9 protein-coding genes and 1 pseudogene are annotated in these 10,501 nt (G+C 58.6%); all 10 read left to right on the top strand.

The features are described 5' to 3' along the window. Positions 1–163 precede the first annotated feature (163 nt). The 10 genes and pseudogenes from EOA75_RS35625 to EOA75_RS21475 all read left to right on the top strand — a co-directional run bounded on the left by EOA75_RS35625 (position 164) and on the right by EOA75_RS21475 (position 10,293). The gene (locus EOA75_RS35625; RefSeq protein ID WP_281058544.1) at positions 164–295 is read left to right on the top strand and encodes a hypothetical protein; all 132 of its coding nucleotides are present in this window, start codon (positions 164–166) and stop codon (positions 293–295) included. A 1,674-nt stretch (positions 296–1,969) separates the two neighbouring features. Further along, a complete protein-coding gene (locus EOA75_RS21515) occupies positions 1,970–2,854 on the top strand; it encodes a transporter substrate-binding domain-containing protein (RefSeq protein ID WP_245466699.1) in 885 nt (294 codons plus the stop codon). A 77-nt stretch (positions 2,855–2,931) separates the two neighbouring features. After that, positions 2,932–3,603: an ectoine/hydroxyectoine ABC transporter permease subunit EhuC gene (ehuC, locus tag EOA75_RS21510; RefSeq protein WP_127325107.1), complete on the top strand. Its 672-nt coding sequence runs from the start codon at positions 2,932–2,934 to the stop codon at positions 3,601–3,603. Next, entirely contained in the window at positions 3,600–4,268 is a 669-nt protein-coding gene (gene ehuD, locus EOA75_RS21505) for an ectoine/hydroxyectoine ABC transporter permease subunit EhuD (RefSeq protein WP_127325106.1), read from the top strand. Before ehuC ends, ehuD begins: the two co-directional genes overlap by 4 nt. A gap of 106 nt (positions 4,269–4,374) precedes the next feature. Further along, entirely contained in the window at positions 4,375–5,151 is a 777-nt protein-coding gene (gene ehuA, locus EOA75_RS21500; protein ID WP_281058545.1) for an ectoine/hydroxyectoine ABC transporter ATP-binding protein EhuA, read from the top strand. 621 nt (positions 5,152–5,772) lie between these two features. Beyond that, positions 5,773–6,069 carry a hypothetical protein gene (locus EOA75_RS21495; RefSeq protein ID WP_127325104.1) on the top strand — a complete coding sequence of 99 codons (297 nt, stop codon included), beginning with the start codon at positions 5,773–5,775 and terminating at the stop codon, positions 6,067–6,069. A gap of 248 nt (positions 6,070–6,317) precedes the next feature. Continuing rightward, positions 6,318–6,986, top strand: coding sequence for an IS6 family transposase (locus EOA75_RS21490; RefSeq protein ID WP_127325103.1), 669 nt, complete (start codon positions 6,318–6,320; stop codon positions 6,984–6,986). A gap of 382 nt (positions 6,987–7,368) precedes the next feature. Further along, positions 7,369–8,094 carry an FkbM family methyltransferase gene (locus EOA75_RS21485; protein WP_164747481.1) on the top strand — a complete coding sequence of 242 codons (726 nt, stop codon included), beginning with the start codon at positions 7,369–7,371 and terminating at the stop codon, positions 8,092–8,094. Between the two features lie 196 nt (positions 8,095–8,290). Next, positions 8,291–8,424 (top strand): annotated as a pseudogene (locus EOA75_RS21480) (IS21 family transposase); the annotation flags it as partial. Positions 8,425–8,637: 213 nt separating this feature from the next. Continuing rightward, a complete protein-coding gene (locus EOA75_RS21475; protein WP_127325101.1) occupies positions 8,638–10,293 on the top strand; it encodes a GMC family oxidoreductase N-terminal domain-containing protein in 1,656 nt (551 codons plus the stop codon). Positions 10,294–10,501: the final 208 nt, after the last annotated feature.

The following is a 10,501-nucleotide window of genomic DNA, read 5'->3' as shown; positions in this document are numbered from 1 at the left end:
AGGCCGACCTGTGGGATCGCGGCTACCTGAACCTCAGCGGCCGCGCCATGATCACCATCGGCGGCGACAACAACGCGAGATCGCCTTTGGCGCCCTGCAAGCCAGCCTCGATCTGAGCTACAGCCCCTCGATAGTTCACTTCACATGGGGTGGATGTGACGAGATGGACGAAGTCACAGGCGATGGCCACGCCGAACTGCTCGACGACGGCTCGATCGAGATCACATTCGCCTACCACAACGGCGACGAGGCCATCCTCAAGGCAATACGGCAGACTTCTTCAACAGCCTGCTAGGGTTAGCAATTGCAAATAGACTTGGGCAAGATGGAGCGCAGGTGGTCATTTGCGGGCGAAATCGGAATTGGATAAAGCTGTTGCCGAATTGAGGGACAAATCGAGATGCGAAGTTGCTCATGGTATCGTCGCAGATCTATCGCGACGATCAGATGTTGACATTTTGTTCGATCGTACACTCACTCTGTTGGGAGGCGCTGATTGCCTCGTCGTGTTCCGGCCACGCGCCATACGGAACTATCGACATTTTAAGTGACGACGATTGGGATGAGTCATACGAGATGTTTGCCACTGAGTGCAGTGCGGCTGTCGCGAGCCGCAGCTAAAGTGATGAAAGCGTCGGAGCGTGGTGGGGATATCGTCTATGTGACGTCGGCGGGTATCCACGAAGCGACCGACCACAGGGTTGCGTCGAATGTCATGCGAGCCGGATAGCAGTAGTCGCCAAGCACCTTGCTGATACTCTTGCAGGAAGTGGCGTTCGCGTAAATGTTGTAGCGCCAGGATACTTTGACACCGGCAGGGTGCGCAGGAGAATTGAGGAAATTATGGTTGGCGAGGGACTCGATCGACGGTCCGCCACTGGAAGGATTGCTACGGCCAATCCGTTGGGACGGATCGGAACAGCCAATGAGCTTGCGGAACTAATCCCATCATTGTGGGGGACGGCGCGAGATATCTGAACGGAACAACAATAACGATGGACGGGGGCAGTAGCCGCCTGGCTGCGTAATCCGGTTAGCTGCTTTCGCGGAAGCGCACGTTTGGTAGCCTATTGATTGCGGGCGTCTCCGGTCTCAAGACCGTGGAGTCCACAAAGCGCGAGCCGATCTCTTAATCCTTAAGCAGTGTTCGGGGAGAGGGTGGTGACGCAGAATTCTGCGACCTACTCCCTGATCGGCTTCACGCCGGCGCATTCTACGCAAGCCGGCCAGTATTCCGAGCAATGGCCTGTCACCTATCCCGCCTTATCCCGGTCGGGTTCTGATCTGCAGCCGGCCACGCTTGCAGATCGCAATCTGAGTGTCGTGGGCGGGGGAGCTGCAGAAGCTGCTGCGCAAACTAGTTCCGCAGTTTCAAAGACCGGGGGCGATCCTGACGCGCGGCACGAGTGCCAACGGTGATATGAGGCTTTTCGGGACCCGCCTCGAACTCTGCCGGACGCCCGCTTCACCCCGCGGCGGGGCCAAGGGTGAGCTTGTCGGGTAAAAGCCCTTTTTGGAACGGAAGAAAGCTCGGCCTGATCCGTACGGTAATCACCCCGTCCGCTAACATCACGATGCGTTGCCGATGCCGTGATCGAGGCGACAAGAAGATGGCGCCGCCTGACACCCGTGCGCGTAGCGCCGGCTGAAGAACGAAGTGTAAGAGGTCATTGCACATCGCCTACCCCACCTAAAAGCACCATCCGCAAACTGTCGCGCACGGCTTCGAGACGCGCCTGCCAGATTGACAGCCAATGATGCATAGTGGGAGAGCATGGTCGGCAGCTTCACAATCCAACGGAGAGGGCACAGAAGGCGTGAATGGCGCCTGAATCGCCGGTTTCCTGCGCCTACGGGCCAGATTCGCGCGAAATGGGGTGCTTTAAGCGCTATTATAACCGGCATGAGGATGGGAAAACCACTGTCCTCACTTGTTTGGTGGGGCAGCGCGAAAAACAAGGAGGAATCTATGATCAAGCATCAACACCTCACAGGCCGAACTGATCCCGTCAGACGTGCAGTTCTGAGGGGAATGGCCGCTCTCGGCATCACGGCGGTGGCGATCGCCTCGCTGGCTGGCTCCGCCTCGGCGGGGGCCCTGCTCGACAGGATCAAGAATGGCGGGCCAATCCGCATCGGCTTCTCCACTGACACCGCATGGTCGTTCAAGGGAGAGAACAACGAGATGCTGGGCATCGGCAATGTTTTGGTGATGGAGCTCCTGAAGAAACTGGGAGCGACAAAGTTCGAACCCGTGGACATGGAGTGGGGATCGCTTATCCCTGGCATGCAGGGAGGCCGCATCGATGTGATCACTAGCGCGATGTTCGTGTTGCCTCAGCGCTGCCGCAACGTGCTATTCACCGATCCGTTCGGGACGGTGTACGGCGGTCTCGTGGTGCCGAAAGGCAACCCCAAAGGGGTGCATTCCTTGCCAGATATTCGTGACAAGGGGCTGACATTTGTTACCGGTGCCGGATATGCCGACGTGAAAAGGGCGCAAGACACGGGCATCCCAGACGATAAGATCATGCAAGTTGCCGGTTACGTGGAAATAGCCCAGGCAGTCAAGTCTGGTCGCGCCGATGCCGGGGGTGGTGAATATCTGGGCATTAAAGGCGCGATCCGCAACGACGATTCACTCGAGCTCGCCAACCCGTTCAAGCCAAATTATAAACCCGGCTATCCTGCGTTCGCATTCCCTCAAGGCGAGCAGGACACAGTCGATGCAATCAACGAGGTGATGAAGGATTATATCGGCTCTGATGAGATGATGTCATTAGTTGGCAAGTATGGATACGATAAGTCGCTTTTGCCGGATGGTAGCAAGACCGCCGATCTCTGCAAATCGTAAGGCTTAGTATCACCGTTCCTCCAGATCCTGATGCGTCTCCCCGGTCCCGGCCGGGGAGCGTCAAATTGGATAGAAACATGAACGAATTCTCTCTCAACTTCAGCGTTTTGGCGCTCGCCCATGGCCTCCTGATCACCGTTTTCATAACCATCGGGGCTTCTCTGGTGGCAGTTGTGCTCGGTCTTATCGCGGGTTTAATTCGGGTCTCCTCCCTTTGGCCGCTGCGATGGTTAGCCGTTGCCTATATCGAATTCTTTCGCGGAACTTCGCTGCTGGTGCAGGTCTACTTGTTGTTCTTTGTGCTGCCTTTCTTTGGCATTGCTCTTTCGCCGTGGGCAGTTGCCATCTTCGGCATTGGCATGAACTACTCTGCCTACCTCGCCGAGGTGGTGCGCGCCGCAATCCAGGCTGTCGACCGCGGCCAGTATGAAGCGAGTACCGCGCTCAACTTCCCGCGCCTCACCATGATGCGCCGCATCGTAGTGCCACAGGCGATCCGGAGCATGCTGCCGCCCTCGGGCAACCTGCTGATCGAGCTGCTTAAGTCGACCTCGCTCGTTTTCTTCATCACCATCACCGAGTTCACCACCGCCTCGAAGCTGGCAGCCGACGCCACCGGCAACTACCTGCTGTTCTTTGCGGTGGCGCTGTTCGGCTACTACCTCATCGCGCGCGCCCTGATCACTCCCCTCGTGCGGTGGCTGGAGCGCCGTCTCTCAAGTGGCTTCGTGCGGGAGGCGCTGGCATGAGCATATGGGACTGGTCCTACGTCTGGGAAGCGTTGCCGTATCTCTATCTCGGCGCAATCGTCACGGTTCAGGCCACGGTGCTGAGTTTCGCAATCGCGCTGGTGCTAGGCCTAATCATCGCGCTGATCCGCCAGTCGCCGAACCGCTACGTGTCTACAGCCATGACAGAGATTGTGGAGTCCATTCGCTCCACGCCTCTACTGCTGCAGGTGTTCTTCGTCTATTTCGTCGGACCCCAATTCGGCATACTCATTCCCGCCTGGACAGCGGGCATCGGCATGCTCGGCATCCACTACGCCGCATATTGCTCAGAGGTATATCGCGCCGGCATCCTGGCGGTTGAAGAAGGCCAGTGGGAGGCCTGCACGGCGCTCAATCTGTCGCGAATACGAACCTGGCGCACCATCATTCTGCCGCAGGCGATCCCTCCCATCGTGCCTGCCCTGGGCAACTACTTTGTCGGCATGTTTAAGGAAACCCCGATCCTAGCCGCCATCGCGATCCTGGAGATGTTGCAGCAGGCGAAGATTTTCGGCGCCAATAACTACCGCTACACCGAGGCCATCGTCATGGTCGGCTTCTTCTTTCTCGTGTTCAGTCTGGCCGCTTCTGCGATCGTGCAGTCGGTGAGCATCTGGCTCAACCGCCGCTATCGGCTGCAATAGGAGGTATGTCATGAACGAACCCAGAATCCACTTTGAAAACGCCGCAAAAAGTTATGGGACGCTGACCGTGCTGGACAATCCCGAGACTGCGTGCAACGAGAAAGTAATGAACGAACCCATGGTCCGCTTCGAAAACGTCACAAAGCGCTATGGCGCGCTGACCGTGCTCGACGAGCTCAATCTCGACATCGCCCGTAACGAGAAGGTTTGCATAATCGGTCCTTCGGGCTCTGGCAAGACCACGGTCCTGCGCATGCTCATGACGCTGGAACAAATCCAAGGAGGAGTGATTTGGGTCGATGGAGAGCCGCTCACGCACATGCAGAAGGATGGCCAGTTGGTCCCTGCGAGTGACCGGCATCTCAGGCGTGTCCGCAGCAAGATCGGCATGGTGTTCCAGCACTTCAATCTCTTTCCCCACATGACGGCGCTGCAAAACTGCATGGAGGCTCCGGTTTCCGTGCTCGGGCTGCCGAAGAAGCAGGCGGAGGAGCGCGCCGCCGAACTGCTCGACATGGTGGGGCTCAGCGACAAGAGGAATCACTTTCCGATCCAACTTTCCGGAGGACAGAAGCAGCGCGTGGCGATCGCTCGTGCGCTTGCGATGCGGCCCAAGGTGATGCTGTTCGACGAGGTGACTTCGGCGCTAGACCCAGAGCTGATCGGGGAGGTGCTCAACGTCATCCGCAAGCTCGGCGCCGAGCATGACCTCACCATGCTGATGGTCACACACCAGATGGGCTTCGCCAAGGAGTTTTCCGACCGGGTCTGTTTCTTCTACGGCGGCAAGATCGTCGAGCAGGGCCCGCCCGACCAGCTGTTGGGCAATCCGCAGAACGAGCGGACGCGTCAGTTCCTCAGTGCCGTGCTGGAGGCGAGATAGGTAGCGCCGCCTACCCCCTCTTGGTCGCCCGGGTGGTCAGGGAACACGAACATCAACGAAAGCGAATTATGCTGGCATCAGTCTGAGTCGCTGCCAGCTCATCTGTTGAGGCCATCGTCCTTGGGCTAACCCGCCCCACGCTCCGTTGGAACGTCGGTGAAGATACTGCAGCTAAAAGTGTCCGATTCTACTGAACTGAGCCCCTGGGAGTGGCCTGAAAGCCATTGGCGCGGGCGCGTCAACATAGTCAGAGCGGGCAAGGCACTGACGCCAAAGTGGCCCGACGGCAATCGTTGCGCCGTCGCTATCTCGTTCGACGTTGATCACGAGTCGAACGAATTGCGAAGGGGAGGGCGGTCCCTGGGTAGATTGTCATGGGGCCAGTACGGGAGCCGACGGGGGATGCCTCGGATTTTGGAGCTCCTCAGACGATTCGACGTTCCCGCGAGCTTCTTCGTTCCCGCCGTAATCGCCCAACTTTATCCAGACGAGCAACGCGCTATTGTCGGGTAGCCATCCGGTCAAGGCCGCCCGGATTGGCTTTTCGGTCTCGCAATCTCTGCGGTAAACCGATTATGCTGCTGACCAAAGCGACTGCCGCCATAATCGGAGACTACCCTCATGCATGAACGGAATGAAAATGCGAAGCGCGCCCGCGAAATCCTGAAGGCGTGCGGGATCGATATATGCACAGCCTTCGAGGCGCTGGATGGGCGGCAAATCGATGCGCTGCTCGCACATCTGGATCAGCATCGGTTCAACAAGTACGGCCCTATGAGCAAACTTCGCCAACCGCCGGGCAGCGTCAATTCGCGAGTGCGATCTTTTCACGGCCTGCTTCAGGGCCGCGCTGCACTCCGGCAGCCTCGAATCGCTGCATCAGCGGTTACTGAACTCAGGTCGGAGACTGAAGAGTAGCGTGGCGACCTGATCGCTTCTCTCAGCTAGCCGTCCGCAGTCGGTTAGTCCCATGTGGTCGGTGGGCCGCGGCGGGTGCGGTCTGTGTTAAGCTGCAGCGATGGAGATCGACACCGACAAAATCGATGATGGCGATCCTGGCACTGGCTGACCCTGCACAATGAACGGTGCGCCTGGAAGGGTTCTGTTGCAACCTTTTGATTACCAGCGCTGTGGCAAGGAGCCTTCGATCATTTCGGAGGGTTGCAATGTTCAAAGGCCGTCAGTTCGACCAATCCGTGATCCTGCTGTGCGTGCGCTGGTATCTCGCCTACAATCTGAGCCTGCGCGATCTTGAGGAGATGATGGCCGAGCGCGGCATCACGGTCGATCACACGACCATCCACCGCTGGGCCGTTCGTTTCTCGCCCTTGTTGCTCGAGCGTTTCAACCGGCGCAAGCGTGCCGTCACCGGCAAGTGGCATGTCGACGAGACCTACATCAAGGTCCGCGGCCAGTGGACGTATCTCTATCGCGCCATCGACACTGTCGGTGACACAGTCGAGTTTTGGTTCAGCGAGCAGCGCGACCTGCCTGCGGCCAAGCGCTTCTTCAGAAAGGCGCTTGAGCGTCATGGCCGACCGGATCGCGTCGTCATCCACGGGAGCCAGACCAACCACGAGGCGATCGTTTCCTGCGACATCACAAATCGCTTGCAGGATCGCTCCCGGCGCCGGCTGAAGCCGTTCCGCATCCGCCGGAGCCAGTATTTGAACAATCGGATCGAGCAGGACCATCGGCGTATCAAGCGCCGGGTCCGGCCGATGCTCGGCTTCAAATCGACGGCCACTGCCTGCACCATCCTTTCCGGCATCGAAATGATCCACATGATGCGCAAGCGACGGGCGAGGTACGCATTCGAAATCCTCGCCGCCTGATTGACCATCGCATCAGGCCTCTCTGCGCCCCTATTCAGCCGTTGCAACAAAACCTTCCCGGTTGGTCTGCCTGCGTGAAGCAAGAACACGGATTGGTCGAAATGGCGGCCTTTGAACATCTCAACTCTCCGAGGAACACCCGAGCCCGATGACCTGATTGCCAAAAACTTTGCAACCTCCTCGGCAAGTCGCCGGACGGTAGCGCCCATGTAGCGAACCCGACAAAAGTGTCGCGGCCATTCCAGCGGGCGCGCGTGTTTCACTCTTGTTAAGTAAGGAGCACCGCATTCGGCACGTGGCACGCCGATTGCAGGGATTATGACAGGAGCCGTCGCGACAACCGGTCGTAGCGGTCCCCTGTCCAATGCATGGAGGTCGAGCTATGCTGTCCAAGTTTGAAAATCAGTCCATAAACCAAGAGGTCGCTAGGCGCAATCTGCCGAACTCTCGGATAAAGCACTTCGCGCCGGCTAGTTACGCACAAGCCGGGGAAGATGTTATTGTTGAAGGAATCTTGGCTGCAAAACTCTGCAAGAGTGAAAGATCTTGGGACAGTGTGTTTTATGTCGATATCGGCGCTAATCACCCCATTTCTACCTCAAATACCTTTCTTATGTACCAACGGGGCGCGCGAGGTGTTCTGGTTGAACCCAATCCTGAATTGGAAGCGCTGATCAGGACTGCTCGCCCGGAAGACGTTCTCGTTCGATCCGTTGTCTTGCCCGCTCCGCAAGCGTCTGCGACGCTCTTCATCGGAAACGCCCATGAGCTTTCGTCGGTGGATAAAGCGCACGTTGAAAGTTTCGGGGACTTCGACGGTTTAGGAGGTATCCGAGAACATATCGAGGTGAGCGCGATCGGTATCAATGAACTACTGGCCCCTTATGCCAATAAGATCGATTTCTTATCGATCGATTGCGAAGGACTGGATCACGATCTCGTCAAGGCCATTGACTACGAGTGCATCAGACCTGCTGTCATCCAATGCGAGCCAAACGAGCATTATCTAAAGGGCAATAGGGATCGGATCATCAAAGTAATGGAATGTAGATCATACCGGCTTGCTGCAATGACTGACATCAACGTCGTGTTCGAGCGATTGGCTTGATGCAGCGGCCCAAATCAAACGCGTCATTGAACGCACCCCCAAGCCTCCCAGCGTCCGTCCTTGGGTGCCGCGTGGCAATCAGATGGAAGCGCATATTGCCGCATGTAGCGTAAGCGGCAGCTGAGGCCATTCAGCGCTGGGAATTCCGTGGCACGAGGACGTCGATACCGCTGTTTGGCCATGCCTTTGGATCGGCCACTCTCTTGTCGAGCCGGTGGCCTGCACTCCAGCGTCGGGTTGGGAGAAGGGTCGGGTCGAGAACCAGGTCAGGCTGGGCGCGAGCGCTTTTTCACGCCAAGGTCGCGCTTCAAGAACCTGGAGGAACTCAACGCCTTGCTGCTGGAGACGGCCTCAGTTCCATGTCCCGCGAGCGCAGGCCCTGTTGAGGTGCGGCCCGGCATGCAGCGAGGGGAAGAAGCAGCAGACCTCGGCAAAATCTGCACGGCACTCGCTTCCGGCGATTTGGGTTTTTGCGACGGGAATAATCGTCGAAGCCGACCGACGGGAGTTCTTCAATTCCACGCCTCTGAAGGGAGCAACAGAATGGGCTTCGACTACATCATCACCGGAGCCGGGCCTGCCGGCTGCGTGCTCGCGAACCGGCTTTCGGAAGATCCGGCCGTGCGCGTGTTGTTGCTGGAGGCTGGCGGCGGAGATTGGAACCCGCTGTTCCACATGCCGGCGGGCTTCGCCAAGATGACCAAGGGCGTGGCGAGTTGGGGCTGGGAAACCGTGCCGCAGAAGCACATGAAAGGCCGAGTGCTGCGCTATACGCAGGCGAAAGTGATCGGCGGAGGTTCCTCAATCAATGCACAGCTCTATACGCGCGGCAATGCAGCCGATTACGATCTCTGGGCGACAGACGACGGCTGCGAGGGCTGGAGCTATCGTGAAATCCTGCCCTATTTTAAGCGCGCTGAGGACAACCAGCGTTTTGCCGACGACTACCATTCCTATGGCGGGCCGCTCGGCGTCTCCATGCCAGTCTCGAATCTCCCGATCTGCGACGCGTATATCCGCGCCGGCCAGGAACTCGGCGTTCCCTACAACCACGACTTCAACGGTCGCCAGCAGGCCGGCGTCGGCTTCTATCAGCTTACGCAACGCAATCGCCGTCGCTCCTCCGCCTCAATGGCCTATCTGTCGCCGATCAAGGGTCGGAGAAACCTTTCGATCCGCACCGGCGCTCGCGTCGCCCGCATCGTGCTGGAAGGCACCCGCGCCGTGGGCGTGGAGGTGGTGACCGCGAAGGGCATCGAAGCGATCCGGGCGGAACGCGAAGTACTCGTCTCCTCCGGCGCCATAGGCTCGCCTAAGTTACTCCTGCAGTCGGGCATCGGCCCGATCGATCATCTTAAATCTGTCGGAGTTCAGGTGAAACACGACCTACCGGGGGTGGGCTCGAACATGCAGGACCATCTCGACCTGTTCGTCATTTGCGAATGCACCGGCGACCACACCTATGACAACGTGGCGAAGCTGCACCGCACCCTCTGGGCCGGTATCCAGTACGTACTCTTCCGCACTGGTCCGGTCGCCTCCTCGCTCTTCGAGACGGGCGGTTTTTGGTATGCGGACCCCGAGGCCCGCTCGCCCGACGTCCAGTTCCACCTCGGCCTCGGCTCCGGGATAGAGGCGGGAGTCGAGCGGCTGAAGAACGCCGGTGTGACGCTGAACTCCGCCTATCTGCATCCGCGCTCTCGCGGCACGGTTAGACTTTCTTCCGCCGATCCTTCGGCGGCCCCGCTGATCGACCCCAACTATTGGGAAGACCCGCACGATCGGAAAATGTCGATCGAGGGCCTGAAGATCGCCCGGGAGATCATGCAGCAGGCCGCCTTGGAACCTTTCGTGATGGCCGAGCGCCTGCCTGGACCAAAGGCCGTGACGGACGAAGACTTGTTCATTTACGGGTGCGCCAATGCCAAGACCGATCACCACCCGGTCGGCACGTGCAAGATGGGTTTCGATTCCATGGCCGTCGTCGGGTTCGATCTCAAGGTCCATGGGTTGGAGGGCTTACGCGTTTGCGACTCCTCAGTCATGCCGCGGGTGCCGTCCTGCAACACCAATGCTCCGACGATCATGGTGGGCGAGAAGGGATCCGACATAATACGCAATCGTGCTCCGCTTCCGCCGGCTCTTTTCGAGCATGAACGCAACGACGCGCGCCCCCGCGCACGCACCAACATTCAATAGGTGCACTCTCCGAATCCTCGCCGCCTGATTGACCATCGCATCAGGCCTCTCTGCGCCCCTATTCAGCCGTTGCAACAAAACCCTCTAAGCTCCCGTCAGCCCAGATGCCATGAACGAGAGGATATTTGTCGCCTACTTCATCCTGGGCGATCTCCATCACCCGGCGCTGCTCGTCAAAAGTGCAGGAGGCAACTTCGGTGGAATGGGC

This window comes from Mesorhizobium sp. M1A.F.Ca.IN.022.07.1.1 (assembly GCF_003997575.1).
Lineage (GTDB): Bacteria > Pseudomonadota > Alphaproteobacteria > Rhizobiales > Rhizobiaceae > Mesorhizobium.
The sequence above is the reverse complement of the archived record's forward strand: the minus strand, read 5'-3'. Positions and strand labels throughout refer to the sequence as shown.

Coding starts and splice junctions, on each gene's coding strand:
- EOA75_RS35625 (WP_281058544.1), top strand. CDS start 164: ATGGACGAAGTCACAGGCGATGGCCACGCCGAACTGCTCGACGACGGC.
- EOA75_RS21515 (WP_245466699.1), top strand. CDS start 1,970: ATGATCAAGCATCAACACCTCACAGGCCGAACTGATCCCGTCAGACGT.
- ehuC (WP_127325107.1), top strand. CDS start 2,932: ATGAACGAATTCTCTCTCAACTTCAGCGTTTTGGCGCTCGCCCATGGC.
- ehuD (WP_127325106.1), top strand. CDS start 3,600: ATGAGCATATGGGACTGGTCCTACGTCTGGGAAGCGTTGCCGTATCTC.
- ehuA (WP_281058545.1), top strand. CDS start 4,375: ATGAACGAACCCATGGTCCGCTTCGAAAACGTCACAAAGCGCTATGGC.
- EOA75_RS21495 (WP_127325104.1), top strand. CDS start 5,773: ATGCATGAACGGAATGAAAATGCGAAGCGCGCCCGCGAAATCCTGAAG.
- EOA75_RS21490 (WP_127325103.1), top strand. CDS start 6,318: ATGTTCAAAGGCCGTCAGTTCGACCAATCCGTGATCCTGCTGTGCGTG.
- EOA75_RS21485 (WP_164747481.1), top strand. CDS start 7,369: ATGCTGTCCAAGTTTGAAAATCAGTCCATAAACCAAGAGGTCGCTAGG.
- EOA75_RS21475 (WP_127325101.1), top strand. CDS start 8,638: ATGGGCTTCGACTACATCATCACCGGAGCCGGGCCTGCCGGCTGCGTG.